This window comes from Haloarcula marina, assembly GCF_024218775.1.
GTDB lineage: Archaea > Halobacteriota > Halobacteria > Halobacteriales > Haloarculaceae > Haloarcula > Haloarcula marina.
Window position 1 is genome coordinate 2,641,956 of the sequence record NZ_CP100404.1, and the last position, 23,997, is coordinate 2,665,952.

The 23,997-nt window shown below is 68.1% G+C and carries 27 protein-coding genes; 16 read left to right on the plus strand and 11 right to left on the minus strand.

What is annotated here, in order from left to right; genetic code table 11:
* The first annotated feature begins 42 nt into the window (after nt 1-42).
* Genes NJQ44_RS13875 through thrC form a run of 5 tightly spaced genes read left to right on the plus strand, consistent with a single transcriptional unit; the run spans nt 43 to nt 4,148 of the window.
* A complete protein-coding gene (locus NJQ44_RS13875; protein ID WP_254271945.1) occupies nt 43-801 on the plus strand; it encodes a LolA-like protein in 759 nt (252 codons plus the stop codon).
* 40 nt (nt 802-841) lie between these two features.
* Nucleotides 842-1,549, plus strand: coding sequence for a DUF8528 domain-containing protein (locus NJQ44_RS13880; RefSeq protein ID WP_254271946.1), 708 nt, complete (start codon nt 842-844; stop codon nt 1,547-1,549).
* 40 nt (nt 1,550-1,589) lie between these two features.
* Nucleotides 1,590-2,357, plus strand: a complete 768-nt coding sequence (locus NJQ44_RS13885) for a Nif3-like dinuclear metal center hexameric protein (protein WP_254271947.1) — start codon at nt 1,590-1,592, stop codon at nt 2,355-2,357.
* Nucleotides 2,357-2,920 carry a SprT-like domain-containing protein gene (locus NJQ44_RS13890; RefSeq protein WP_254271948.1) on the plus strand — a complete coding sequence of 188 codons (564 nt, stop codon included), beginning with the start codon at nt 2,357-2,359 and terminating at the stop codon, nt 2,918-2,920. The genes NJQ44_RS13885 and NJQ44_RS13890 overlap by 1 nt, the downstream gene beginning before the upstream one ends.
* A gap of 37 nt (nt 2,921-2,957) precedes the next feature.
* On the plus strand, nt 2,958-4,148 hold the full coding sequence (gene thrC, locus NJQ44_RS13895) for a threonine synthase (RefSeq protein WP_254271949.1): 1,191 nt from the start codon (nt 2,958-2,960) through the stop codon (nt 4,146-4,148).
* A 3-nt stretch (nt 4,149-4,151) separates the two neighbouring features.
* Here thrC and NJQ44_RS13900 read toward each other — a convergent pair whose 3' ends face one another.
* Together NJQ44_RS13900 and NJQ44_RS13905 are read right to left on the minus strand one after the other, a co-directional pair.
* Nucleotides 4,152-5,228, minus strand: a complete 1,077-nt coding sequence (locus tag NJQ44_RS13900; protein ID WP_254271950.1) for an SDR family oxidoreductase — start codon at nt 5,226-5,228, stop codon at nt 4,152-4,154.
* Nucleotides 5,228-6,805: a succinic semialdehyde dehydrogenase gene (locus tag NJQ44_RS13905; protein WP_254271951.1), complete on the minus strand. Its 1,578-nt coding sequence runs from the start codon at nt 6,803-6,805 to the stop codon at nt 5,228-5,230. The genes NJQ44_RS13900 and NJQ44_RS13905 overlap by 1 nt, the downstream gene beginning before the upstream one ends.
* Nucleotides 6,806-6,908: 103 nt before the next feature.
* Here NJQ44_RS13905 and NJQ44_RS13910 point away from each other — a divergent pair, with 103 nt between their 5' ends.
* The 5 genes from NJQ44_RS13910 (at nt 6,909) to NJQ44_RS13930 (ending at nt 12,446) form a co-directional block, all read left to right on the plus strand.
* Complete coding sequence (locus NJQ44_RS13910) at nt 6,909-7,913, plus strand: deoxyhypusine synthase (RefSeq protein ID WP_254271952.1); 1,005 nt, start codon at nt 6,909-6,911, stop codon at nt 7,911-7,913.
* Between the two features lie 51 nt (nt 7,914-7,964).
* Nucleotides 7,965-8,471 carry a GNAT family N-acetyltransferase gene (locus NJQ44_RS13915; protein ID WP_254271953.1) on the plus strand — a complete coding sequence of 169 codons (507 nt, stop codon included), beginning with the start codon at nt 7,965-7,967 and terminating at the stop codon, nt 8,469-8,471.
* Between the two features lie 115 nt (nt 8,472-8,586).
* On the plus strand, nt 8,587-9,393 hold the full coding sequence (locus NJQ44_RS13920) for a response regulator (RefSeq protein ID WP_254271954.1): 807 nt from the start codon (nt 8,587-8,589) through the stop codon (nt 9,391-9,393).
* Between the two features lie 90 nt (nt 9,394-9,483).
* Nucleotides 9,484-10,671, plus strand: a complete 1,188-nt coding sequence (locus NJQ44_RS13925; RefSeq protein WP_254271955.1) for a redox-regulated ATPase YchF — start codon at nt 9,484-9,486, stop codon at nt 10,669-10,671.
* A gap of 131 nt (nt 10,672-10,802) precedes the next feature.
* Complete coding sequence (locus tag NJQ44_RS13930; protein WP_254271956.1) at nt 10,803-12,446, plus strand: methyl-accepting chemotaxis protein; 1,644 nt, start codon at nt 10,803-10,805, stop codon at nt 12,444-12,446.
* On the opposite strand, the gene NJQ44_RS13935 is transcribed toward NJQ44_RS13930, so the two are convergent.
* The 3 genes from NJQ44_RS13935 to NJQ44_RS13945 all read right to left on the minus strand — a co-directional run bounded on the left by NJQ44_RS13935 (nt 12,443) and on the right by NJQ44_RS13945 (nt 14,900).
* On the minus strand, nt 12,443-13,048 hold the full coding sequence (locus tag NJQ44_RS13935) for a hypothetical protein (RefSeq protein ID WP_254271957.1): 606 nt from the start codon (nt 13,046-13,048) through the stop codon (nt 12,443-12,445). The genes NJQ44_RS13930 and NJQ44_RS13935 overlap by 4 nt on opposite strands.
* Nucleotides 13,048-13,701, minus strand: coding sequence for a DsbA family protein (locus NJQ44_RS13940; RefSeq protein ID WP_254271958.1), 654 nt, complete (start codon nt 13,699-13,701; stop codon nt 13,048-13,050). The genes NJQ44_RS13935 and NJQ44_RS13940 overlap by 1 nt, the downstream gene beginning before the upstream one ends.
* Before the next feature lie 197 nt (nt 13,702-13,898).
* Nucleotides 13,899-14,900: a DUF7972 family membrane protein gene (locus NJQ44_RS13945; protein WP_254271959.1), complete on the minus strand. Its 1,002-nt coding sequence runs from the start codon at nt 14,898-14,900 to the stop codon at nt 13,899-13,901.
* 452 nt (nt 14,901-15,352) lie between these two features.
* Here NJQ44_RS13945 and NJQ44_RS13950 point away from each other — a divergent pair, with 452 nt between their 5' ends.
* Entirely contained in the window at nt 15,353-16,309 is a 957-nt protein-coding gene (locus NJQ44_RS13950; RefSeq protein ID WP_256557171.1) for a nucleoside hydrolase, read from the plus strand.
* Between the two features lie 16 nt (nt 16,310-16,325).
* Here NJQ44_RS13950 and NJQ44_RS13955 read toward each other — a convergent pair whose 3' ends face one another.
* Both NJQ44_RS13955 and NJQ44_RS13960 read right to left on the minus strand, forming a co-directional pair.
* Nucleotides 16,326-16,520, minus strand: a complete 195-nt coding sequence (locus NJQ44_RS13955; RefSeq protein WP_254271960.1) for a hypothetical protein — start codon at nt 16,518-16,520, stop codon at nt 16,326-16,328.
* Between the two features lie 76 nt (nt 16,521-16,596).
* A complete protein-coding gene (locus NJQ44_RS13960; RefSeq protein ID WP_254271961.1) occupies nt 16,597-17,325 on the minus strand; it encodes a GIY-YIG domain-containing protein in 729 nt (242 codons plus the stop codon).
* Nucleotides 17,326-17,494: 169 nt separating this feature from the next.
* On the opposite strand from NJQ44_RS13960, the gene NJQ44_RS13965 reads away from it, so the two are divergent.
* Nucleotides 17,495-17,650 carry a hypothetical protein gene (locus NJQ44_RS13965; RefSeq protein ID WP_254271962.1) on the plus strand — a complete coding sequence of 52 codons (156 nt, stop codon included), beginning with the start codon at nt 17,495-17,497 and terminating at the stop codon, nt 17,648-17,650.
* Here NJQ44_RS13965 and NJQ44_RS13970 read toward each other — a convergent pair whose 3' ends face one another.
* Nucleotides 17,651-18,121: a nucleoside deaminase gene (locus NJQ44_RS13970; protein ID WP_254271963.1), complete on the minus strand. Its 471-nt coding sequence runs from the start codon at nt 18,119-18,121 to the stop codon at nt 17,651-17,653.
* A gap of 74 nt (nt 18,122-18,195) precedes the next feature.
* On the opposite strand from NJQ44_RS13970, the gene NJQ44_RS13975 reads away from it, so the two are divergent.
* The gene (locus NJQ44_RS13975) at nt 18,196-18,441 is read left to right on the plus strand and encodes a DUF7861 family protein (protein ID WP_254271964.1); all 246 of its coding nucleotides are present in this window, start codon (nt 18,196-18,198) and stop codon (nt 18,439-18,441) included.
* Here NJQ44_RS13975 and NJQ44_RS13980 read toward each other — a convergent pair whose 3' ends face one another.
* Nucleotides 18,442-18,969 (minus strand): Rrf2 family transcriptional regulator, encoded by a 528-nt coding sequence (locus tag NJQ44_RS13980; RefSeq protein WP_254271965.1) that lies wholly within the window; start codon nt 18,967-18,969, stop codon nt 18,442-18,444.
* A 100-nt stretch (nt 18,970-19,069) separates the two neighbouring features.
* Here NJQ44_RS13980 and NJQ44_RS13985 point away from each other — a divergent pair, with 100 nt between their 5' ends.
* Nucleotides 19,070-20,407, plus strand: a complete 1,338-nt coding sequence (locus NJQ44_RS13985; RefSeq protein WP_254271966.1) for a cation:proton antiporter — start codon at nt 19,070-19,072, stop codon at nt 20,405-20,407.
* A gap of 6 nt (nt 20,408-20,413) precedes the next feature.
* On the opposite strand, the gene pdhA is transcribed toward NJQ44_RS13985, so the two are convergent.
* Complete coding sequence (gene pdhA, locus NJQ44_RS13990; RefSeq protein ID WP_254271967.1) at nt 20,414-21,520, minus strand: pyruvate dehydrogenase (acetyl-transferring) E1 component subunit alpha; 1,107 nt, start codon at nt 21,518-21,520, stop codon at nt 20,414-20,416.
* A 45-nt stretch (nt 21,521-21,565) separates the two neighbouring features.
* Nucleotides 21,566-22,222 (minus strand): sugar phosphate isomerase/epimerase family protein, encoded by a 657-nt coding sequence (locus NJQ44_RS13995; protein WP_254271968.1) that lies wholly within the window; start codon nt 22,220-22,222, stop codon nt 21,566-21,568.
* A gap of 117 nt (nt 22,223-22,339) precedes the next feature.
* Here NJQ44_RS13995 and NJQ44_RS14000 point away from each other — a divergent pair, with 117 nt between their 5' ends.
* Nucleotides 22,340-22,660: a DUF5658 family protein gene (locus tag NJQ44_RS14000; protein ID WP_431357794.1), complete on the plus strand. Its 321-nt coding sequence runs from the start codon at nt 22,340-22,342 to the stop codon at nt 22,658-22,660.
* A gap of 231 nt (nt 22,661-22,891) precedes the next feature.
* Entirely contained in the window at nt 22,892-23,995 is a 1,104-nt protein-coding gene (locus NJQ44_RS14005) for a CapA family protein (protein ID WP_254271970.1), read from the plus strand.
* Nucleotides 23,996-23,997 lie beyond the last annotated feature (2 nt).

The following is a 23,997-nucleotide window of genomic DNA, read 5'->3' on the forward strand; positions in this document are numbered from 1 at the left end:
TCGCCACAAGATTCATTTCGCTCTCACGAAAACCGCTGAGCGATGCGCCGCCCCGCCCTCCACGTAGCGCTCGCTGTCTGTCTCGTCCTCGCCGGGTGTTCCCTCCTCGGGGGCGACCCGGTCCGCGAGGCCGAGGCCGTCGACCGGCTAGACAGCGTCCGCGACCGCGCGCAGACCGTCGAATCGTACCGGTACGACCTCTCGTTCGACGTTTCGACGACGGCGAGCGGTGACCGCGTCTCGGGCACCGGGACCGGGACGGTCAACGTGACGACCCGCCGCGCCGTGACGAACGTCACCGTCGACGGCGCGACCACCCGGACCTACCTCGACAACCGAACGGCGTACACGCAGTGTCGGACGACCATGCCGACCGGTTTCTGGGGGGAAGAGGAGATTCCGTCCGAGCGTAACTGGACCGAGGCGACGCCGCTGGGTCGGCAGTTGGCCCTGCTCTCGACCGGGGGCCTCTACCACAACGGCACGGAGACGGTCGACGGTCACGAGACCGTTCACCTCACGGGGTCGCCCTCGAAGGACGCGCTCGACGCGTACAGCGACGGGACGAGTGCCAGTCCGGTGTTCGGCGGGCCGAACGTCGACAGCGTCACCGTCGACTTCTGGGTGGACGCGGCGACGAACCGACCGGTCCAGAGCGAGGTGAGGGTCGTCGTCAGCGGTGACGGCGAGACGGCCACGGCGACGGTGACTACTCGGTATCGGGACTACGGGGACCGAGTCCGGGTGACGGTTCCGGCCGACGCGCGAGCGGACGCCTTTTCCGGCGGGTGTCCAGGGTAACTCGTACCGGTTTTAAGTCGGCGCGCGGAGATGCGAGGATATGGACCGACTCTCCTCCTGTTACTTCTGCGGGGCCGCCCTCGACGCGTCCCTGACGGAGTATCCGGTCGTTCCGAAACGCCTCCAGTCCGACGACGCGACCGACCAGACGGTCGTCCTCTGTCCCACCTGCCGCCGGAAACTCGCGACGGTGCTGAAGGAAGTCGTCGCCGCCGTCGACCCCGAGGACCAGAGCGGCGCGATGGACGAGTCCGGCATGGAACCCCAACCCGACCCGGACGCCGTCGGCGACGCCAACGAGACGGACGCGGGCCTCATCGACGGCGTGGACGAGGGCGAAAGTACGGATACAGACGCGGAGGCCGCCGACGCGGTGACCGAGACCGAGTCGGGTTCTGTACCGGCCTCCGAACCTGAATCCAAATCGGACCCCGCCGACGAAGCGCATCCGATAGCCGAGGCGGGCGCGGACGATGAGACGGCCGACAGAGCCGCCGAGACGGCCGCCAACGCGGCCGACGACGACACCGGGACCGGCGACGACGGCCCCTCACTGACGCGACTGGAGTACAACAAGGTGATGCGCCTGCTCCAGAACCGCCAGTTCCCGGTCGACCGCAACGAGATCCGAGAGGTCGCCATCAACGCCTACGACCTGAAACCGGCGGAGTTCGACGCCGTCATCGAGGCGGCCGTCGAGCGCAACCTCATCGGCGTCGAGGACGGGCAGTTCGTCGCCGCCGAGTAGAGGGGGAAGGCCTACCACCCCCGACGGGCAACACCCGGCCATGCACGCAGGAGACATCGCCGCCCGACTCGACGACGAACTCGACGTGGCGGCGTACGCCGATATCGACGCGAGTCCCAACGGGCTACAGGTCGGTCCCGCCGACCAGTCGGTCGAACACGTCGCCGTCGCCGTCGACGCGGCCGTCGAGACTATCGCCCGAGCCAGCGACGCCGGTGCGGACCTGCTCGTGACCCACCACGGCATCGTCTGGGGGAGCGTCGAGCGAGTCACCGGGACGACCTACCGCCGAGTCGCGCCGCTTCTCGAGGACGACATGGCGCTGTACGTCGCGCACCTCCCGCTGGACGGCCACCAGTCCCTCGGCAACGCCGCCGGTCTCGGGGATTTACTCGAACTGAACGACCGCGCGCCCTTCGGCGCGATAGGCCCGGAGTACATCGGCCAGCGCGGGACCCTCGCGGAGGCGATGACGCTCGACGACCTCGCCGCGACGCTCGAAGACGAACTCGACACCGGCGGTCAATCCGTCCAGACGCTCGAGTTCGGTCCCGACGAGATAGAGAGCGTCGCCATCGTCACCGGGAGCGGCGTCGATTGGCTGGACGAGGCTGTCGACGCGGACGCTGACGTACTCGTCACCGGCGAGGGGAAACAGCAGGCCTACCACGAAGCGCGCGAGGCGGGCATCAACGTCGTCTTGGCGGGCCACTACGCCACCGAGACGTTCGGCGTCCGGTCGCTCCAGTCGACGCTGGACTCGTGGGGGCTGGAGACGACGTTCGTCGACTGCCCGACCGGTCTCTGATGGGCGCGACGGTCGCCTACGAGTCGGTATCGTCGGACGCAGACATCGTCGCGTGGTCGCGCGAGTACTGTCGGCAGGTGCGCCGCGAGTGGGGCGTCGACGTGCGCTTCGACCTCGTCGAGTGGGAGGTGTCCTCGCGGGCCAAGCGCCGTGCGGCGGCGGTCAAGCGGCCGAAACTCCCCGACGCGACCGTCGGGGAACCGTACGACTGGGAGCGTGTCGACGGCGCCGACGGCCGCCCGCTCCCGTGTACCCTCTCGCTGACCCGCGAAGCCTTCGACTCGTTCGACCGCGCGGAGTGGGAAGCGACCCTGCGCCACGAACTGATTCACGTCGAGCAGTACCAGCGCGACGGGACGACCGACCACGGCGCGGCGTTCCGGGCGCGCGCCGCGGCGTTGGACACCGAGGTCCACTGTCCCGCCTTCGCCGAAGCGAAGCACGTCCTCACCTGCGAGTCCTGCGGCGACGTCGTCGCCCGCCGGTATCGGGACTGCAAACTCGTCCGCGAACGGGAGCGGTACCGCTCGGACTGCTGTGGCGCGTCGCTGGCCGTGGACTGAGGCACAACGCTACGAGCGCCGGGTTCGAAGCGACGGTATGGACCTCTCAGTGGCCTGTTACGCCTGCGGACGAGAGGGGGCGCTGGCCGACGGCCCGCGGTGCCCCTGCGGCGAACCGGTTTGGCTCGACACCGACCCGACCGACTTCGAGTGGCCGACGACCGGCGAGCGGTCGCTGTGGCGCTATCGCGAACTCCTCCCCGACGTGGACCCCGCCGGACTGGCCGCTGGCGCGGGCGGGACGCCGCTGGTCCGCGCGCCGCGCCTCGACGACTCGGTGGGTGCGACCGTCCACGTGAAGTTCGAGGGCGCGAATCCGACGGGGACGTTCAAAGACCGCGGGAGCGCGGTCGGGGTCGCCGCCGCCGAACGGGCGGGCTACGACGCGGTCGGGACCGTCTCCCACGGCAACATGGCGCGGTCGATGGCGGCCCACGCCGCCAGCGCCGGACTGGACTGTCTGGTGTTGGTCCCGGCGGACATCCCGACAGCGCGACTCGGCCTCATCGCGCGTCACGACCCGACGATACTCCGGGTCGACGGCGACTACGGGCGGTTGTACGAGGAGTCGGTCCGGGTCGACCGTGAGCAGGCCGTCGCGTTCGTCAACTCCGATACGCCGCTTCGGGTCGCCGGGCAGAAGACCACCGGCCTCGAAATCGCCGAGTCGTTCGCGCCCGACGGCCCGGACGCCATCGTCCTTCCCGTCTCCAGCGGCGGCCACGCGAGCGGTATCTGGAAGGCGTTCCGCGAAGTTCGTGCGGCGGGCCTCCACTCGGACCTTCCGCGACTGTACTTCGTGCAAGCGGCGGCCTGCGCGCCCATCGCCGACGCGTGGGACCGCGGCGACCACGCCGTGACCGCCGTCGAGGGCGGCGAGACGGTCGCCTACTCCATCGCGAACGCCGACCCGCCGAGCGGCAATCGGGTGTTGGCGGCCGCCCGCCAGACGGACGGCGCGGTTCTCGCCGTCGACGACGACGCCATCCTCGCCGCTCGCCGCGCACTCGCCGAGCGCGCGGGCCTGTTCGTCGAGAGCGCCTGCGCGACGGCGCTGGCCGGTGCGAACCGCCTCGCCGAGCGTGGCTCGTTCGCCCCGAACGAGGACGTGGTGCTGGTGGCGACCGGCACCGGTTACACCGAACGGGATCTCGATACGCCGACCGTCGACGCGGAGACGGTCCCCTTGGCGGACCTCGAAACGGCCGTCGCCGCGCACCTCGACTGACCGTCAGACCATCGCCGCGTCGTCCAGTTCCGGATGGTCGCGGACGTACGCGACCAAGCGGTCGACGTAGCTCTCGAACAGCGGACAGCGAATCCCCGTTCCCGCCAGCGCCCGGCGCGTGTTCTCGTCGGTGTACGTCGTCGGATGGGCCAGGTACGGCAGTGCCGCCGGGTCGACGCCGAATCGGTTCGCCAGCCACGGCGCGGCGTCGAGAACCGCCTTCGAGAGGCCGACCGTTCCCGGGACCGGGACCGCGACGCGGTCGGCGGCCCGCCCGAGTGCCCGGACCAGACGACCGATTGTGGGTGGATGCGGGTTACAGAGTTGGTACACCTCGCCAACGGTGTCCTCTCGTCGGGAGAGTTCCGCGAGGGCGTCGACCACGAACTCCCGCGGGACGACGTTCAGTCGACGGGCGTTCGGACGAATCGGTGCGGGCGCGAACGCCACTCTCGGCTGGCGGCGAAGGAGCGAGAGGAGGTAGTACGGCCCGTCGTACTTCTGGGTCTCGCCGGTGCGACTGTCGCCGACGGCGATTGCCGGGCGGTAAACCGTCGCCGGAAGCCCCGCGTCCATGCGGCGCTGGACCTCGACCTCGGCCGCGAACTTCGTCCGCTCGTAGTGGTTGTGGAACGACTGGCCCACGTCGAGGTCGGCGTGGGTGAACGTCCCGTCGTAGCGCCCGCTGACGTAGCAGGTGCTGACGTAGTGGAACCGCCGGACTTCGGCGGCCTCAGCGAAGTCGAGGACGTGGTTGGTCCCGTCGACGTTGACTCGGTCCGCGAGGTCTGCGTCGACCCCGAGGTCGTAGACGGCGGCGAGGTGATACACCGCCTCGGTGGTGTCGGCGAGGCGGTCGTAGTCGGCCACTCCGAGCGACGGGTCGGTGATGTCGCCCTCGACGAGCGAGAGGCGGGCGCGCGGGACGCCGACTTCGGCGGTTATCTCCCGGGCGCGACGCTCGGCGGTGTCGCGGTAGGTCGACTGGACCAGACAGGTCACGCCCTCGTCGCTCCGGTCGAGCAGTCGCCCGACGAGTGCCGACCCGAGAAACCCGGGAAAGCCGGTCAGGAACTGCATCACTCGCGCTCCAGCGGCGAGAAGCGCCGAAGTCTACGGAGCGCCCGAATCCCGTAGGTGGTCGCGACGGCGGCCACGCGGTTCGGAACGCCGTCGACGGGCGCGAGCGGATGGACTCGTTGGGTCGCCACGGTCTGGGTTTCCGTGTACTTCCGGATGCCGTCGCCCCCGTGCCGACGCCCGATACCCGAATCGCCGACGCCGCCCATCGGGGCATCGGTCGCGGCCCACATCCCGAGGAAGGCGTCGTTGACCGACACCGACCCCGTCTCGATGCGGCGAGCGAGCGCCTCCCCGCGGTCGGTATCATCCGTCCACACGCTGGCGTGGAGGCCGTACGGCGTGTCGTTGGTCCGCACGACGGCTTCGTCGGCGTCGGCCACGGGCGTCACCGAGACGACCGGGCCGAACGTCTCCTCGCAGGCGGCCGTCGCGTCCTCGGGGAGGTCGGTCAGCACCGTCGGCGCGTAGAACAGCGGTCCCACGTCTTCGCGGCGGCGGCCGCCGGTCTCGACGGTCGCGCCTCGTTCGCGCGCGTCGGCGACGTGGTCCTCGACGGTGTCGAGTTGGTGCTGGCCGATGAGCGACCCCACATCGGCCGCGAAGTCGAGCGACGCGCCGAGGGTCAGGGCCTCGGTGGCATCGACGAACTCCGAGATGAAATCGTCGTACAACCCCTCTTCGACGTATATTCTCTCGAAGGAAATGCACAGCTGACCGGCGTTGGCGAAACAGCCGTGGACGAGGCCCCGGACCGCCTGCGAGATGTCGGCGTCCCCGAGGACGACGGCGGCGTTCTTCCCGCCGAGTTCCATCGAGGCGTCGACGAGGTGTTCCCCGGCCAGCGCCGCGACGGTGCGGCCCGTCTCCGTGCTCCCGGTGAACGTGACGTGGTCGACGTTCGAGACGAGCGGTTCGCCGAGCGTCGGTCCCTCGCCGGTGACCACCTGCACGAGGTCCTCGGGCACGCCCGCCTCTGTCAGCAGTTCGACGGCCCGGAGCGCGCAGAACGGCGTCGCCTCGGCGGGCTTGAGTATCGCGCCGTTACCGGCCAGTAGCGCCGGGAGCATGTCCGAGATGGCGAGGGTCAGGGGGTAGTTCCACGGTTCGATGAGGCCGACGAGTCCGACCGGGTCGTGGCGCTCGACGGCCGTCGTCAACAGCGGAATCCCGCCCGCTCGCCGCGCCGCGTCGAGGTGGGTTGGCCCCCTCCGTGCGTAGTAGTCCGCCGTGAGGACCACGTCCAATAGCTCGACGTGCGCGTCGAGGCGCGCTTTCCCGGCCTCCAGTTGGACCACGTCGAGCAGTTCCTCGCGGGCCTCGATAGCGCGGTCGGCGAACCGCTGGAGAACCCCCGCGCGCTCCTCGATTGGGCGGGCGGCCCAGGCCTCCTGTGCGGCCCGCGCTCGCTCGGCGGCCGCCGCTACGTCGGCAGGTTGGCAGGCCGGGACGGCCCCGACTCGCTCGTCGGTGAACGGACTCCGGACGACGAGTGGCGGTCGGTCGTCGACGCGGGTCACGCCCTCTCGCAGTCGCTCGACGGTTCGCTCCGAGAGCGACCCACTCGACGCCTTCATTGCCCGTATCCAGGGCGGGCGCACACAATGTCCTTTCGCCACCGACTCGCAACATCGGTGGGAACCACGTGGTTCAAGCCCCCCGACGGACCACAGGGGACCAATGAGCGACCACGAGGACCGCGAGACGTTCAGTCACGACCCCATCGGCCACGCCGAGGCCCGCGCCGGGATGACCGTCGGCGAATTGGCAGAGAGCTACGGCGACGCGGGTATCGGCGCGAACGACCTCCACGAGGCCGTCGACGTGTACGCCGAGATGCTCGACGACGACGTGACGACGTTCTTCGGACTGGCGGGCGCGATGGTACCGACCGGGATGCGCGCCATCGTCTCGGAGTTGATTCGGGACGGCCACATCGACGTGCTGGTGACGACGGGCGCGAACCTGACCCACGACACCATCGAGGCCATCGGCGGCAAACACCACCACGGCGAGGTGACGCCGCCCGAGCGAACCGAGCGCGAACACGACGAGACGCTCCGCGACGAGGGCGTCGACCGCATCTACAACGTCTATCTCCCGCAGGAACACTTCGCGCTGTTCGAGTCCCACCTCCGCGACGAGGTGTTCACCGTCCTCGAAGACGAGGGGACGGTGCCCATCCAGCGGATGACCGAGGAACTGGGCCGGGCCAACAGCGAGGTCAACGAGCGCGAGGACGTGGCCGAGGACGCCGGTGTGCTGGCGGCCGCCTACGAGAACGACGTGCCCGTCTACTGTCCGGCCTTCCAGGACTCCGTGCTGGGTTTGCAGGCGTGGATGTACTCCCAGACGAGCGAGTTCACCGTCGACGCCCTGGCCGACATGACCGACATCACGGACATCGCCTACGAGGCCGACAGCGCGGGCGCGATGCTCGTCGGCGGCGGCGTCCCGAAGAACTACGTCCTCCAGACGATGCTCGTCTCGCCGGACGCCTACGACTACGCCGTCCAGTTGACCATGGACTCCTCGAACACCGGCGGCCTGTCCGGGGCGACGCTGGACGAGGCGCGGTCGTGGGGGAAACTGGAGAAAGACGCCCGCAACGTCTCGGTGTACGCCGACGCGACCATCACCCTTCCGCTCGTGGTGGCGGCCGCCCGCGAACGCGCTGGCGAGTAGGGTGGTACCACGACGCATAGTTCTTTGGCGCTGGCCGTCTGAGTCGTAGACATGTCGTTCCAACTGACTGTGCGGCCAGCGACGACGGACGACGTGCCGGGCATCCAGCGTGTCGCGCGTGATTCGTGGCACGCCGTCTACGACGGCATCCTCGGTGCGGAGACGGTCGACGAACTCCTCGGGCAGGGGTACGCGCCCTCTGTCCTCGAACGCATGGCGGACGTAGACGACATCGGCCTGTTCGTGGCCGAAGCGGACGGCGACGTGGTCGGCTACGCCAGTTGCGGCATGACCGACCCGGCCGGTATCGGCGACCTCGACCTGTACGTCCACCCCGATTACTGGGGCGAAGGCGTCGGGACCGAACTGCTCGAACGGGGCGAGAAACACCTCAAGAGCCTCTCGGTCCGGACGGTGCGGGACGAAGTGCTGGTCGACAACGAGATGGGGAACGCCTTCTACCGCAAGCACTTCGACCACGTCGGCGAGCGTACCGCGGAGTTCGGGGGCCAGGAACTGCCGGTCAACGTGTACGAACTCTCGTTAGCGAGAATCTGAGCGACGGAGGACTGCACACGGTCAGTCGAGCTATGACTGTCGCCCGACGACGCGACGCGTAGGAACGGAGCGCAACGGCGAGCAAAGTCTGTGCCCGTATGGACCCCCGGTCTATATGCGACTCTCCGCCAACAGTAACGACGAGATAGTCGTGACCCGCGACATACGGGTACTCCACGTCGACGACGACGCGGCGTTCCTCGATTTGGCGACCGACGCGCTCGAACGCGAGGGAGGGTTCGCCGTCACGACGACGACGGACCCAACTGCAGTTCGCGAGCGGTTCGACCTCCCCGAGTTCGACGCGGTCGTGAGCGACTACGAGATGCCCGAGCGGAACGGACTGGCGCTCCTCGAATCGGTTCGTGAGGCGCATCCGGACCTCCCGTGTTTCGTGTTCACCGGAAAGGGGAGCGAAGCGGTCGCGAGCGACGCCATCTCCATCGGCGTCACCGACTACCTGCAGAAGAAACCCGGTCTCGACCAGTTCACACTGCTGGCCAACCGCATCCGGAACGCCGTGGAGCGGACGGAGACGGTGGCCGAACTCAGGCGAGAGACCCATCGGCGCGACCGAATCCTCGAAGCGACGCCGATGGGCATCGTCGTCCACGACCGACACGGAGCGGTCGAACTTCGCAACGAACGGGCCCGCGAACTGCTCGGAACGACTACCGACGCGATGGATGTGTCGGCGTACTCCGACGCGCCGTGGGAACTCGAACGCCCCGATGGAACGGCAGTGGACCGCGACTCGCTCCCGTTCAGCCGCGTTCTCGCCGCCGAAGCCCCGATACACGACGAGGCGTACGTCGTCCGCCGCGAGGACGGCACGCGGCAACCAATCGTCGTCCACGGCGCACCGCTCCAGACCGAGACGGGCGCACTCGACGGCGCAGTCATCGTCTTCGGAGTCCCCTGAGCGACGCCCGGCGCGGGTGCGTTTGCTAGTCACACACGCTGTCTCTCAGTTTGACAACGTTTTAGCCGCCGATTCGTCTCTAGGTTTCCAATGAGCTACAAAATCGGACTCGTCGGCAAACCCTCCGTCGGCAAGTCCACCTTCTTCAACGCGGCGACGATGAACGACGTGCCCGAGGGCGCGTACCCGTTCACGACCATCGACCCCTCGATGGGCGAGGCGTACGTCCGCGTCCAGTGTGCCGCGCCGGAGTTCGAACACAGTTGCACGCCCAACCACGGCTACTGCGAGGACGGGATGCGGTTCGTCCCGACGAAACTCGTCGACGTGGCCGGTCTGGTCCCGGGTGCCCACGAGGGTAAAGGGCTCGGGAACCAGTTCCTCTCGGACCTCAACGAGGCCGACGTGCTCATCCACGTCGTCGACTTCACCGGCGAGACGGACTTAGAGGGCGAACCCACGGAGGGACACGACCCCCGAGACGACATCGACTTCCTGGAGAACGAACTCGACATGTGGTACCTCGACATTCTGGAGAAGGGCATCGAGCGCTATCGCTCCGGCTACCACGGCGAGGACAAGGACATCGAAACTGACCTCGCCGAGCAGATGTCGGCGTTCAAAATCAACGAAGACGAAATCAAGCAGGTCATCCTCTCGCTGGACATGGAACTCGACCCGGACGCGTGGGACGACGACGACCGGGAGACGCTGGCCCGCGAAATCCGCATCCGCACGAAACCGATGGTCATCGCGGCCAACAAGATGGACACGCCCGCCGCACAGGACAACTGGGACGAGGTGACCGCGGACCCCGAGTACGAACACCTCACGTTCGTCCCCGTCTCCGCCCACGCCGAGAAGGCGCTGAAGAACGGCGAGGAACAGGGCGTGCTGGACTACCGGCCCGGCGACGACGACTTCGAGGTGACCGCGGACCTCCCCGACGAGAAGGCCGCCGGTCTCGAACAGATTCGCGAGTTCGTCGGCGAGTTCGACGGCACCGGCGTCCAGCAAGCCCTCGAAATCGCGCTGTTCGAGGAACTGGAAGCCATCGCCGTCTTCCCCGGCGCGCGCAAGCCCCAGGACGACGGCACGTTCTTACAGGACTGTTTCGTCCTGCCCGACGGGTCGACTGCCGAAGATTTCGCGTACTTCCTGCACACCGACATCGGCGACGGCTTCCTCCACGCCCACGACGTGCGCTCGGGGCGACAGGTCGGGGCCGACACGGAACTGGACCACCGCGACGTGGTCGAGATTACGACGACGAACTGACCTACCGAGCATCATCTCTGATAATCCGGGGTCGGCGCTTTTGAGGTCCGGACCGCTACTCGGGATATGTCCGTCCGCATCCGCCGCTATCGGCGATACCGAACCCGGAGTCGCCCCGCCGAGGTGGTGTCGTGAGTACCGACGCGAGTGACGACCGAGTCGTCGGCCGGTTGCTCGTCGCCGTCGGGGCCGTCCCGATGACCGTCGAACCGCATCTTCCCGACTTCCTCCGCCGAGACTTCGGCGTTCGCCTGTTCTTGCTCGCCGTCATCTCCGTGGTCGTCGGCCCGGCGATGGCCGCGACGCTGTTCAGCGACGCGCTTCCGGCCGTCGCCTTCGCCGCGGCTATCGTTCTCTGTACCGGTTTTCTGGGCTATTGTGAGCTGTACCGGGCGATATCAGAAATTCGTTCGAAGGCAAAATCAGTCGACGAGGGCGACTACGACATCGACTTCGGCGTCGACCGTCTCGACGAAATCGGCGAGACGTACGACACCCTCGAACGGACCGCCGCCTCGATGGGCGAGACTATCGCCGACGCCGAGGCCGCCCGCGAAGACGCCGAAGCGGCCCGGAAAGAGGCCGAAGAGGCGAAGACGAGCGTCGAACGGGAACGCAACGAGATGGAGGCGCTGAGCAGTCACCTCGAACTCAAAGCCACCCAGTATCGGGACGCCCTCGACGCCGCGGCCGAGGGGGACCTGACCGCCCGCGTCGACACCGACAGCATGAGCGACGCGATGGCGGAGGTGGGCCACGCCATCAACGAGACGCTCGCTGCCTTAGAGCGGACCGTCGCGCAGGGACAGACCATCTCGACCCGCATCGCCGACGAGAGCGACGGCGTCGCCCGAGACGGGGACGCAGTCCGGACCGAAACCGGACGCGTCACCGACGCCGTCTCGGAAATCGCCGACGGCGCACAGACCCAGCGCCGCCAACTCGGTGACGCCGCCGACGAACTGAGCGACCTCTCGGCCACCGTCGAGGAGATGGCCTCCTCGGTGACCCAAATCGCCGACCGGAGCAGCACCGCCGCCGAACTCGGCCGCGACGCCCAGCGCTCGTCGTCCGAGGCCCAGAGCGCCGTCGACGCCATCCGGCACCAGTCGATGACCGCCGCGAACGAAGTCGGGGAGTTGGACGATATCGCCGACGACATGGCCGAAATCGTCGAGGTCATCGACAGCATCGCCGAGGAGACGAACATGCTCGCGCTGAACGCCTCCATCGAGGCCGCTCGCGCGGGCGAGGCCGGTGCGGGATTCGCCGTCGTCGCCGACGAAATCAAGCAACTCGCCAGCGAGACCCAAGAGGCGACCACCGACGTCGAGGGACTCATCCGCACCCTGCGCTCGCAGGTCGGCGACTCCGTCGACGCGATGGAGACGATGGAGTCCGCCGTCGGCCGCGGCAGCGACACCATCTCCGAGACCATCACCACGCTCGAAGACGTGGTCGACGCGACGGTGTCGGTCAACGACAGCATCCAAGAGATAGACCGAGCGACGAACCAGCAAGCGGACACCGCGCAGGAAGTCGTCGGCCTCATCGACGACATCAGCGCCATCGCCGAACAGACGGCGACCGAAGCCGAGGGCGTCGCCGAAGTCGTCGACGAACAGGACGCACAGGTCGGCGAGATGGTCGGGACCGTGACCGACTTCGCCGCCGACGCCGACGAGTTACAGCGCGAACTCGGGCAGTTCGACACGGATGCGGTAGTCGAGGCGGCCGAGACGGTCGCTCGCGGCGGACACGCCACGACGGACTAGAAGTCGACCGGACAGCCGTTTATCTCGCCGCCGCGCATCCCGTCGGCGAGCCAGTATATCGAGAGCGTGATGACCACCAGCGCGCCCAGCGCGAACTCCAACCCGTCCAGCGGCAGGAACAGAAGCGAGGTGGAGACGCCGAGCAACGAGAGCAGTCCCAAGAGGACGGCGGACCCACAGGCCGCACAGCCAGCGCCGAGCGTCCCGAGGAGGACTCCGGCCGCCCCGGCCCCGCCCTGTTGGATGTTCAGGCCGTGTTCGCGGAAGTGGTACGTCGCCATCGCCACGTCGACGCCCATCAGCAGGGCGACGACGACCAGCAGGACGCCCTGTACCGGCGCGAAGAACGTCCCGACGAAGGGGTACAGTTCCACGAGGACGACCAGTCGACTCGCCAGCGGCAGTGACCCGCCGACGACCAAATCGAGGACGAGCGGGACGTTCAGCGAGACGACGAAGGCCGTCAGCGAGGCGACGCCAGCGAGGAGCGCGACCACGGCGTACTCGGGAAGTGTGAGGACGAGTCGAGCGGTCCGACCCATCAGCCGCCAGTCTCGTCGGCGAAGCGGCAGGCGGCGACTCACCCGACGGCGCGCGCCCATCAGCCGCCCTCTCCCAGCGCCTCCGCGATGACCTCGTAACTGACGCTCCCGTTGACCTTCGTGACGAACTCGCCGTCCCGAAAGAGAAGGACGATGGGCGTCGTCTCACCCAACCCGGCGTTCTCGGCCGCCGAGATGTCCGCCTGCACCGCGTCGTCGTAGGCCTCGTTCCGGGCGTCCTCGGCCACCGCGTCGCCGTCCAGGCCCGTCTCCGCGTTCAGGAACGACGCCGTCCGGTCGAGGACGTTCTCGCGGTCGAACGCCGAGCGAGTGGCGAAGTAGTGTTCGAACAGCGACCAGAACGCCGCGCCGTCCCGCGCGAACGTCGCCTCCAACGCCTGCGTCGCGGGTTCGCCCCACGGGAAGACGACGGGGTACGTTCGGACGACGTAGGCCGCCCGCCCCGGTTCGAGCAGATTCGAGCGCAGGTCCGGTACCGTGTTCTCGTGGAAGGCCGCACAGCGCTCGCAGGACGGGTCTTCGAAGGCGAGGACGACGTGCCCGCCGAGTTCCCCCTGTCGTGGCTGGTCCCGATAGCCCGCCGCCGCCGGGTGGTCCTCGACGGACTCACCGCTCGCCTCGCTTCCCCCACACCCGGCCACTCCCCCCGCCACGCCCGCCCCCGCGAGCGTCAAGAACCGTCGTCTGTCCATGGTCGATTGAATGGCCCCCTGCCGTTTAGCGTTTGTTCATGCGTGTGCCGCCGAGGGGCAACCGTCTTGCCGACGCGGGCGGTAGGTCGGCCCGGCCGATGACGACAGTGCGTTCCGAGTCGAGGTGACTCCTCGACGGTGACGAACCCTATGAGTGCCGAGGCCATCGATTTTCCACCCTGCACTGACGAACCACGTCATCCCGTGTCGGACCGCTCTTCCGGCGGGACGAAGGGGCCGACCGAGACGGTGTGGCGGGCGATAGTGGCGGCCCGAAAGACGTACGCGATGAACACGGCCAGCGGCGTGAGGATGACGCCGAGACCGAGGCTGAAGACGACCGGGAGAGACTGTGCCGGAACGGTGACCGAGTCGGGGCGGTAGATGAGCGCCATCGCGATACTGACGGCGAGGGCGACGAGGCCGCTGTAGGCGACGACGCGGGAGAGGCGCGCGAAGTCCTGCTGGAGCGAGAGCGTCTTGAAGAACTGGCGCGTGACGGCGATAGCTTCCAGCAGGTCGTCGATAGCGGCGAGTTCCGCTTCGGCCACGTCCGAGAGACGGTCACCGTGCTCGTTGCGGACGTGCTCCGTCGCGGTCATGTTCTGGGCGTATTCGGTGCCCAGAATGACTTCGAGGACGTTCACGATGGCCGTCTGACTCTCTATCTTCGCCGTGATGCTCTCCCCGTAGGCGGCGATGCCCTCGGCGTAGTCCTCCACCTCGATGTGCTGGTCGCCATCGGCGGCGTCGACGGCCGACCCGAGGCGGGTCGCACGCTCGGTGAGCGTCTCCGCGACCAACGCGAGAAACGCCGCCGGGTCGTTCGGCACGATGGACTCACCGGCGTGGTCCCGGACTCGGCTGCGGAGGTCACGCGTCCCGCGCAGTTGGTCGAACAGTTCGTTCGGTGACCCGAACACGCGCGAGAGAATGAGTTGGTTGATAGACAGCGCGATAGTGACGAGCGTCACCGTCCCGGAGATGAGACCGCTCGCGAAGGCCGACGCCGCCGCGCTTCCCGGGCCGATAGCCAGAGCGTCGAGGAGCGTCAGCGAGAGAAAGACGCTCACGACGGCCGCGACGAGAACTCCCGCGACAGCGATTCGATTTCCGCCGAGAACGAACCAGTGCACCGCCCGCCCCCGGACGCCGCCGATGCTCCGGACGGAACTCGCCGTCGTCACTGCCTCACTCATCGACACTCTCGGAGAGGGCGCGACATTGTTGCAGGTGTGGCCGCCGAAAATACACTTTCGTTTACATTTCAGTGCGCGCCCTGATAGGCGTTCCCCTCAGCGGGGGAATTCGGTCGGCGCTCGACGGCGACGCCGAGAGGCGTCCCGGATTCGGCCGGATATACGTAAACTTCTGTAAGGGCCATGGCAGCTACTTCGGCTCCGTTGGGAACGTCGTGGCTCAGCACGGCGACCTCGTTGTCGAGGGCCTGCGTGCTGGCTCGGAAATCGAGTGCCTCCGGACCAGAGCGGGACGGAACTCGACATCTCCGACACCGGCATCTTCGACGCCCAGAGTCACAACATCACCACCGGAGGCGGCGAGAGTCCGGGTTCACCGAGGCGACGCTCACCGACGACGCCCCGGTCGGTCCCGTCGGGACTGTTAAGTCTCTGCCGAGAGACGTAGTACCGTGGTACAGCGACTCATCATCGACACGGACACCGCGGGCGACGACACCCAAGCGATTCTCATGGCGGTCCTCGCCGATTCCGTCGCCGTCGAGGCGCTGACCGTCGTCGCCGGGAACGTCGAGTTCGACTACGAGGTCGAGAACGCCAAATACACGCTCGAACTCGCCGACGCCGCGGACTCGGTCCCGGTGTACGAGGGCGCGCGGCGGCCGCTCCTCAAGGAGTTCGAACACGTCGACTACGTTCACGGCGAAGGGGGACTGGGCGGCGACCTGTTCCCGGACACGGGTGTCCCGTCGGCCGACGGTCACGCCGTCGACGCCATCGTCGACGCCGCCCGCGAGTCGCCCGGCGAGGTGAGTCTCGCCTGCATCGGCCCGCTGACGAACGTCGCGCTGGCGGTCCGGCGCGAACCCGACCTGAACGACCTGCTGGACGAGGTGTGGGTGATGGGCGGCGCGGTGAACACGCTGGGCAACGACACGCCCGCGGCGGAGTTCAACTTCTGGGTCGACCCCGACGCCGCCAAAATCGTGGTGGGAGAACTGGACGTGACGCTGGTCGACTGGGGCGTGACCGTCAGAGACGGCGCTATCGGCGGCGAGACGCTGGACGCGTTCGCCGGGTTCGACACGCCCTACGCCGACTTCTTCGCGACCATCACCGACCACACGCGCGAGTTCTCGAAGGAGCGCCGCGGCGTCGACAGCATCACCGTCCCCGACGCCCTGGCGATGGCGTGCCTGCTCGAACCCGACATCGTCGCCGAGTCGGACACCTACTTCGTCGACGTGGACGAGCGCGAGGGGATGACCCGCGGGTACAGCCTCGTCGACGAACTGGGCATCACCGACGGCGACCCGCGGACGCGCGTCGTCGAGTCGGTCGACGAGTCGGCGTTCCGGCGGATGCTCGAAGACATGCTCCGCCACGGCGACCCCGAGCGCTCGCGGTGAACGGGATGTGGTCTCCCTAGCGAAGCCACCGAATCAGTCGCAGCAGTACCGACGCGACGACGCCGATGCCCGGAATCCGACTCGACAGCGCGGCGGCACCTAACAGGAACAGCCCGCTCTTTTCACGGCCGCGAACGAACGCGAGCGCGGCGTCGACCAGCGTCGAGACGACCCCGACTTTGTTCAACGGTGAGGTAGTGACAGTAGTCATCGTTCCGACAGTACCAATCGGCGGGAGGGGGAAATAGCCACGGCCGGAAAATGCAAGCAGTCCCGTCCCGGGCGGGTCACAGCGGGTCCGTCTCTGCGACGGCGGCTTCGAAGCGGTCCAGAAACGCCGGGTCGTACGACGCTTTCACGTGGTCGACGTTCCAGAGTCCCGACGCCCGAATCTCGTGACTCGGACTGTGGTGACCCAACCAATCCCTCGCCCGCGCGTCGACCAGTCCGTCACCGACGTTGCTCAACAGCGCGATGACGTTCCGTTCGAGGAACGCGCGGTCGCTGTCGGGACCCGGTTCGTCGTCAACGTCGACCCACAGGAACGGCTGGTCGCGGAGATAGGTGCTGACTCGGCGTTCGAGCGGGTACTCCTCGTCGCGGACCGCGCTTCGCTCTCTTTCGAGGCCGCGCCAGCGAGTTCCCCAACTCGGATACTCGGCGTGGAGGGCGTGGCGCTGGACCAGCGCCTCGCCGACGCGCAGGCGGTAGACCGAGCCGCGGTGATTCCCGCCGTGCGGGTGGGCGGAGCTACCGTCGCCGGTCCCGTAGTGCTGTTTCAAGCGGTCCCAGAGGGTCGTTCCGCTCCCCGTCGACACGGCGTGTGTGCCGACCCGTGTGACGCGATTGAGCGCCGTGTCAGCGTGCGTCTCGCCCGGTTCGAGGAAGAGGTAGACGCCCCGGTCCGGCCAGTCCATGAATCCGGTGCAGTCTTTGAGTCGCCGCGGACCGCCGACGCGGTCGCTGAGGTCACCGAGCAGTCGGTAGAATCGGTCGACGTCGTCGGCCCGTCCCATCGTGTTGGCAGTCGGTCGTCCAGCTGGGTAATGTGTCTTTCCCACGGTGTCGGTGCGCGACGCCCGAGTCACGCGGCCTCGTCGGAGTCGAGGCATCGTGCGACTCGCGGCCCCAGTTCGAGGCGGCACCGCCACGAACCTCTTTGCTGTGGGCCGTCGAAGAGCAGATATGGCACTCCAAGACCACTTCGACGAAGTCGGTCCGGCGACGATGCTCCTCGTCGGGTTCGCCCTGTTCATCTTCCCCGAACCGGCCACCTCCGCGCTCGGTGCGGGCCTGCTCTTGCTCGGGAGCGCGTGGTGGTTCTACGAGTGGCAGCGATGACTACCAGTCGTAGGCCGCGTGAATCTCTCGCCCCTCCTCGTTGAGAACCGGCCCGACTACCTCGGTGACGCCAGCGAGAATCGCCGCCGACTGGACGGGCGCCCCCTGGTCGGTGAACTCGCCAACGTCACAGCCACTGACGCTGTAGGCGACGCGCCCGAGGTCAGCGTGCCGGATACCGCCCGCGCACATCGGACACGGCTCCGTGCTCGTGTACATGACCGTCTCGGCCCGCTCCTCGGACGATAGCTCGCGGCGGGCGCGCGTCGCGAGGTCCAGTTCCGGGTGGCGACGCACGTCGTCCTCGGTGACGACGCGGTTCGAGGCTTCCATCACCACCGCGTCGTCTCGGACGAGGACGGACCCGAACGGGCGGTCGCCGCGGTCCATCGCGGCCCGTGCGAGGTCGAGCGCCCGTCGCATGTGGGATTCGTGGTCGAAGGCGTCGAAGTCGACGTCGGCGTCGGTCATGGTCGGACCACGGGACGGACGGGCCTAAATCGCCCGGCGACAGACTCACCCGCTCGCCGTCCCGACTGCCGCCTGTGAACCACGACCGCATCCACGCCCGCGAACCGAGCCATCACGTCGAGAAGTGGTCGGTGGGGACCATCGAGCGAATCGGCGAGCGAGACGGGCACTGCGTCGTCGACGTGCAGTCAGCGTCCGGCGAGACGGTCGAACTGGTCGTCACGTTCGCCGTCCGGGACCTCTTCCTCGGTCGACTCGACATCGACGAAGGTGAGTCGCCGGTCGGCGAGCGGGTGTGGTACAGAAAGCGGGGCGGGTGACTACGCCGGCGGTTCGACGGGCGCTTCGAGTTGCGCGATGTCGACGATGAGCGTGTTGCTCGTGTCGTCGATGGCTTCGATTTCGCCCGCGACGACGAGGCCGAACTGCGGCGTCGGTCCGGCGGCGACGGCCTGTCCGACCGAGAACTGATTGACCGACTGCTGGAGGTGGAGTTGCGCGCGGCAGGCGTCGGGGTGGTTGACCGAGGTGAATCGAATCCGGTCGACGGTCACGTCGATGCGTTCGAACTCGCGGGCCATCGTGACCGTCTCCGTCTCTCCCAGCGGGTCCCGGCCGAGCGACTCGTAGGCCAAGTCCGTCGGGAGATACCCGCCGTCCGGCCCGGAGAGACTCTCGACGAGGCCGAGTTGGGCGAGGCTCTGCATCTGGTTCTGGACCGTCCCCAGACTCCGGTCGACGTCGTCTGCGATGGTCTGTCCCTTCACCGGCCCGTCTTCAGAGCGGTGACGATTGACCAGCGCAGTGAGCGACTGCTCCTGACTGCTGGTCAGGTCGATTTGGACCATACCGGCACTATCAGGACGACGGTGATATGTGTGTGGGTCCGCGGTCGTTTCTGCGAGGCGTCGGCGGAGTTTCATCCGTCCGCCGCCCCTCGTCCCGGGTATGGCGTATTCGCTATCGTCGCTGCTTCCCTTCTTCGGGACGCTGGCGGTGATTCTCGTCGTCGCGCACACGCTGGGTAGTCTCAGCGGCCGACTCGGGTTTGCCCCGGTGGTCGGCGAACTCGTGACCGGCCTCGTCCTCGGTCCGTCGCTGTTGGGCGTAGTCGCCCCTAGCGTCGCGGCGCTCTTCCTCCCGGTGGACGAACGCGTCGCCGGTGTGGCGTCGCTCGGACTCGTCTTCCTCGTGGTCCTCGCGGGAACGGAGATCGACGGAGCGCGCCTCAAACGCTCGCTCGGCCCGACGGCCGCCGTCGCCATCGGTGGCACCGTCGTTCCCTTCTTCGGGGGATTCGCGCTCGCATGGGTCCTCCCCGCGTCGTTCCTCGCCGACCCGGCGCGGCGCTTCGAGTTCGCGCTGTTTCTCGGCACCGCGCTGAGTATCTCCGCCCTGCCGGTCGCGGTTCGGGTGCTGGTCGACCTCGACGCCCTCGACACGCGGGTCGGGCAACTCACCCTCACGACGGCCGTGGTCATCGACGCCGCCGGGTGGTTGCTCCTCACCGTCGTCGCGGACGTCGTCCGGACCGGTCGGCCCGAACTGGCGCGAATCGGTGAGACCGTCGTGCTCCTCGTCGGGTTCGCACTCCTCGTCACCGTGGTCGGTCGACGCGTCGCCGCTGCGCTCTTCGACGCGACGGCGTGGACCCGGTCACCGGCACTGACAGAATTCTCGGTGGTCATCGTGGTTGCCCTCGGCGTCACCGCCGGGGCCGTCGCGCTCGGCCTCGAGGCGGTCGTCGGGGCGTTTCTCGCCGGACTGGTCGTCAGTCATCGACTCGAAGTCGGCCCGCGTCACGTCTTCCAGACCGTCACGCTCGGCTTGTTCGCGCCGGTGTTCTTCGCGACGGCGGGCCTCCGCGCGGACCTGACCAGCCTACTCACGCCCGGCGCGTTCGCCGTCGCCCTCGCCACGCTTGCGGTCGCTATCGCGGGAAAGTTCGTCGGCGTCGCCCTCGCCACGCTTGCGGTCGCTATCGCGGGAAAGTTCGTCGGCGTCGCCCTCGCCACGCTTGCGGTCGCTATCGCGGGAAAGTTCGTCGGCGTCGCCCTCGGCGCGGCGGTGACGGACCTGACCCGCGGCGAAACCGTCGCACTCGCGGTCGGCCTGAACGCCCGTGGCGCCATGGAAATCGTCGTCGCCGCCGTCGGACTCTCGCTAGGTGTTCTCACGCCGTTGCTGTACGCTGTCGTCGTCCTCGTCGCCGTCCTCACCTCGGTGATGACCCCGCCGCTTCTCAGGCGCTCGCTCGACCGCCTCCCACCGACCGCTCGGGGGTGACCTGCGTCACTCGTCCAGTAGCGCGTCGTCGCCGTGCCGGTCCCGCAGCGTCCGCAGGTACTCGCGCTGTTCGGCCACCGCCGCGGGCATCTCGGCGTAGGCGTCGGCGAACAGGTCGTCCGGGTCGCCGTCGTACGCCTCGGCCTTATCGACCATCTCGGCCAGTCTGTCGTCGACCGCTTCGTCTATCGCGTCCACTCGCTCGCGGTCCAAGAGGCCGCGGTCCCAGAGGAACGCGCCGAACCGCGCCAGCGGGTCCCGTTCGCGCCACGCCTCGACCTCTTCCTCGTCGCGGTACACGTCGGGGTCGTCGGCGGTCGTGTGCGCCCCGAAGCGGTACTGGACGAACTCCAACAGCGTGGGCCGCAACTGCCCGTCTTCGGGGTCCAGCGCCCGGTCGCGGGCGGCCTTCGTGACGACGTAACTCGCCAGCGGGTCCATGCCGTCGACCTGCACGCCGTCGAACCCGTAGGCGGTCGCTTTCTGCGCGAACGTCTCGCTCGCCGTCTGTCGCTCCCGCGGGACCGAAATCGCCCACTGGTTGTTGTTGCAGACGAAGATAGTCGGCGTGTCGAACACGCCCGCGAAGTTCATCGCCTCGTGGAAGTCCCCCTCAGAGGTCGCGCCGTCCCCGAAGTGCGCGACGCCGACCCGGTCAGCGCCGTCCCGTTTCGCCGCCCACGACCACCCGACTGCGTGGGGGATGTGCCCGGCGATAGAGATGTTCAGCGGGAAGACGTTCACGTCGGCGAGCGCGGCGTTCCCTCGCTCGTGGCCCATCCAGTACAGCAGGTATTCCCACGGGAGGCCGCGGGCGACGACGGCCCCGTGTTCGCGGTACTGATAGAAGATGGTGTCCGCGTCCGAGAGCGCGTACGTCGACCCGATTTGCGACCCCTCCTGTCCGGCCAGCGACGCGTAGGTCCCGAGGCGGCCCTGTCGCTGGAGGCTAATCATCCGCTCGTCGAAGCGGCGGGCGAGTTTCATGTCCCGGTACATCCCGACCAGTCGCTCGTCCCCCAAGTCCGGCACGAGGTCGGGTGCGACGACCTCGCCGTCGGGGTCGAGAACCTGTACGCGGTCGTCGGGACTCCGGTCGAGGACGTCTTCCATCTCGTCTCTACAGACACGGCAGACCGGCAAAAAGGTGGCCCGCGTTCACGCGACCCATTCTCGGACCCGCGAGAGCGCGTCGGCCTGCGCGTCGGGCATCACTTCGAGGACGACCCGCCCGTCGAAGTGGTCGTCCAGAGCCCGGACAGTTCGTTCGAGGGCAACGTCGCCAGCACCGAACGCGAGGCCGTCGACGGTCGGCGTCGCGTCGTTGCAGTGGACCACCCGAATCTGGTCGCCGTTCTCGCGGAGGAGGTCCGTCAGCCCCGCCTCGTAGTCCGGTTGCGACATGAACAGGTGGGCCGTATCGAGGACGAGGTCGTGCCCGCGGTCGAGAACGAGATTCTGGAGGTGGAAAACGCTCGCGCCGGGGTTGTTTTCGTAACCGTAGGGGGCCGAGAAGTCGTAGGCCTCGAGTCGCTCGACGTGGGTGTGCTGGGCGTACTGGCTGTGAACGACGAGATAGGCGTCCAGACGGACCGCGAGGTCGTCGCTCCGGCGGAACGGGCGCTCGTCGTCGGGGTGGGCGTGGAGCGTGTGTACCGTCGCGGCGTCGACGGGCGAGTCCTCGACCGCCCGGGCCGTCGATGGCACGTCGTTCAAGTCCTCGGGGCGGAGGTACAGTTCGACGCTGTCGAAGCCGCGGTCGGCCGCGGCGGCGAGCGAGTCGGGGTCGGGCGGGCATTTGCCGACGAGGTCCATCGGGCGACGGTACGCCAGACTGTGACAAAAAGCCGCGCCCGCCACCCGAGCGCTCTTGTCGGTCCAGCGCCTCGCCTGGTCGTGCCCGTTGTCTCGACGGACGCGGACGACGACGCTCTGTTCACGCTCCGGCGCGAGCGCCGGATAACCCGCACCCACGCCGTCCTGTGGACGCTCATCCTCACGTCGACGGTGGCCGACGTGCTGTTGACGATGGTCGGCCTGTCGCTTGGCTACCGGGAGGGCAACGCCGTCGTCGCCGCCCTCCTCGGGGAGTTCGGCGCGGCCGGGTTGTGGCTCGTGAAGTTCGCGGCGATGCTGTGGCTGGTCGCCGGGTGGACCGTCCTCTCGGACCGCGACGCCGCCGTCTTCCTCGCGCTGTTCGCCGCCGTCACGGTCGGCGTCGTCGCCTACAACGCCGTGTTGCTGTTCGGGTGACTCCTGACAACAGCGAGCGTATGCTCTGTTTGTCATTGTAATACACCGACTGTTCAGCGGTCTCGCGCGCACCCGCTCGACCTCTAATCCGTTCACGGCACCTACCTTCTCTCATGCGAGATTTCCTCGAAACCGGGAACGGACGGTCCGAGTCGACCTGACCGAGGACGACGAGATAAACCAGGGAGAGACCGAGATTCAAGACCCTTCCCGCCGTCTGCCCGGGCAACCGTGACCCAAACCCGTCGCGCCGTCCTCGCGTCGTCGGCCGCCAGCATCGCTGGCTTCGGGGGCTGTCTCGGACGCATCGGCAGCGTGCCGGTCGACTGCCCGCCACAGGTCGGCGACGGAGACGTTACCCGCCTCGGATTCGTCGGCGACGTGATGCTGGGTCGAAACGTCGACGACCGGTGGCGCGACGACCCGACCGGCGTGTGGGGCGGCATGACCGACCGACTCCGCGAACTCGACGGCCTCTTCCTGAATCTGGAGTGCTGTGTCTCCGACCGCGGCCGACCTCGACCCGGTCGTACCTACCACTTCCGAGCGAGTCCTTCGTGGGCAATCCCGGCGTTGAATCACGTCGGCACCGCGTTCGCCAGTCTCGCAAACAACCACGTCCTCGACTTTGGGCCGGACGCACTGACCGACACGCTCGCGCTGGACGACACGGGGATTCCCACGGCCGGTGCCGGGACGGACAGACAGAGTGCCTTCGAACCTCTCGAAACCGAGGTCGGCGGCCTCGACGTGGCTGTCGTGGCCCTCACCGACCAGTCGCCGAGTTACGCCGCCCGCGCCGACGCTGGCGGGACCGCCTACGCCCCGCTCTCCCCGACGGACCAGTTGACCCGCAACTGGGTCGGTGGCGCGCTGGCGCAGGCCCGACAGCGCGACCCGGACCTCCTCGTGGTCTCGCTGCACTGGGGGCCGAACTGGGAGGTCGAACCCTCGGCGACACAACAGTCGTTCGCTCGATGGCTCGTCGACCGCGGGGCCGACGTGGTCCACGGCCACAGCGCGCACGTGATTCAGGGTGTCGAGACGTACCGAGGGCGGCCGATTATCTACGACGCGGGGGATTTCGTCGACGATTACGTGGTGAAACCGACTCTCCACAACGACCGGAGCTTCCTGTTCGAACTCGTCGTCGCCGAGGGGACGCTGTCTGCACTAACCCTCGTCCCGGTCGAAATCGTCGACTCTCGCGTGACACCGGCCAGCGAGACGGCGGCGCGCTGGCTCCGCGACCGAATTCGCCACCTCTCAGAACCGTTCGAGACGACCGTCGAGCGGAACGGCACGGGCCTGCGAATCCCGCTCGACGAGTGTTAGGC

Excerpts from the sequence above, each read along its gene's own strand:
- NJQ44_RS13875 (WP_254271945.1), top strand. The coding sequence starts at position 43 with ATGCGCCGCCCCGCCCTCCACGTAGCGCTCGCTGTCTGTCTCGTCCTC.
- NJQ44_RS13880 (WP_254271946.1), top strand. The coding sequence starts at position 842 with ATGGACCGACTCTCCTCCTGTTACTTCTGCGGGGCCGCCCTCGACGCG.
- NJQ44_RS13885 (WP_254271947.1), top strand. The coding sequence starts at position 1,590 with ATGCACGCAGGAGACATCGCCGCCCGACTCGACGACGAACTCGACGTG.
- NJQ44_RS13890 (WP_254271948.1), top strand. The coding sequence starts at position 2,357 with ATGGGCGCGACGGTCGCCTACGAGTCGGTATCGTCGGACGCAGACATC.
- thrC (WP_254271949.1), top strand. The coding sequence starts at position 2,958 with ATGGACCTCTCAGTGGCCTGTTACGCCTGCGGACGAGAGGGGGCGCTG.
- NJQ44_RS13900 (WP_254271950.1), bottom strand. The coding sequence starts at position 5,228 with ATGCAGTTCCTGACCGGCTTTCCCGGGTTTCTCGGGTCGGCACTCGTC.
- NJQ44_RS13905 (WP_254271951.1), bottom strand. The coding sequence starts at position 6,805 with ATGAAGGCGTCGAGTGGGTCGCTCTCGGAGCGAACCGTCGAGCGACTG.
- NJQ44_RS13910 (WP_254271952.1), top strand. The coding sequence starts at position 6,909 with ATGAGCGACCACGAGGACCGCGAGACGTTCAGTCACGACCCCATCGGC.
- NJQ44_RS13915 (WP_254271953.1), top strand. The coding sequence starts at position 7,965 with ATGTCGTTCCAACTGACTGTGCGGCCAGCGACGACGGACGACGTGCCG.
- NJQ44_RS13920 (WP_254271954.1), top strand. The coding sequence starts at position 8,587 with ATGCGACTCTCCGCCAACAGTAACGACGAGATAGTCGTGACCCGCGAC.
- NJQ44_RS13925 (WP_254271955.1), top strand. The coding sequence starts at position 9,484 with ATGAGCTACAAAATCGGACTCGTCGGCAAACCCTCCGTCGGCAAGTCC.
- NJQ44_RS13935 (WP_254271957.1), bottom strand. The coding sequence starts at position 13,048 with ATGGGCGCGCGCCGTCGGGTGAGTCGCCGCCTGCCGCTTCGCCGACGA.
- NJQ44_RS13940 (WP_254271958.1), bottom strand. The coding sequence starts at position 13,701 with ATGGACAGACGACGGTTCTTGACGCTCGCGGGGGCGGGCGTGGCGGGG.
- NJQ44_RS13945 (WP_254271959.1), bottom strand. The coding sequence starts at position 14,900 with ATGAGTGAGGCAGTGACGACGGCGAGTTCCGTCCGGAGCATCGGCGGC.
- NJQ44_RS13955 (WP_254271960.1), bottom strand. The coding sequence starts at position 16,520 with ATGACTACTGTCACTACCTCACCGTTGAACAAAGTCGGGGTCGTCTCG.
- NJQ44_RS13960 (WP_254271961.1), bottom strand. The coding sequence starts at position 17,325 with ATGGGACGGGCCGACGACGTCGACCGATTCTACCGACTGCTCGGTGAC.
- NJQ44_RS13965 (WP_254271962.1), top strand. The coding sequence starts at position 17,495 with ATGGCACTCCAAGACCACTTCGACGAAGTCGGTCCGGCGACGATGCTC.
- NJQ44_RS13970 (WP_254271963.1), bottom strand. The coding sequence starts at position 18,121 with ATGACCGACGCCGACGTCGACTTCGACGCCTTCGACCACGAATCCCAC.
- NJQ44_RS13980 (WP_254271965.1), bottom strand. The coding sequence starts at position 18,969 with ATGGTCCAAATCGACCTGACCAGCAGTCAGGAGCAGTCGCTCACTGCG.
- NJQ44_RS13985 (WP_254271966.1), top strand. The coding sequence starts at position 19,070 with ATGGCGTATTCGCTATCGTCGCTGCTTCCCTTCTTCGGGACGCTGGCG.
- pdhA (WP_254271967.1), bottom strand. The coding sequence starts at position 21,520 with ATGGAAGACGTCCTCGACCGGAGTCCCGACGACCGCGTACAGGTTCTC.
- NJQ44_RS13995 (WP_254271968.1), bottom strand. The coding sequence starts at position 22,222 with ATGGACCTCGTCGGCAAATGCCCGCCCGACCCCGACTCGCTCGCCGCC.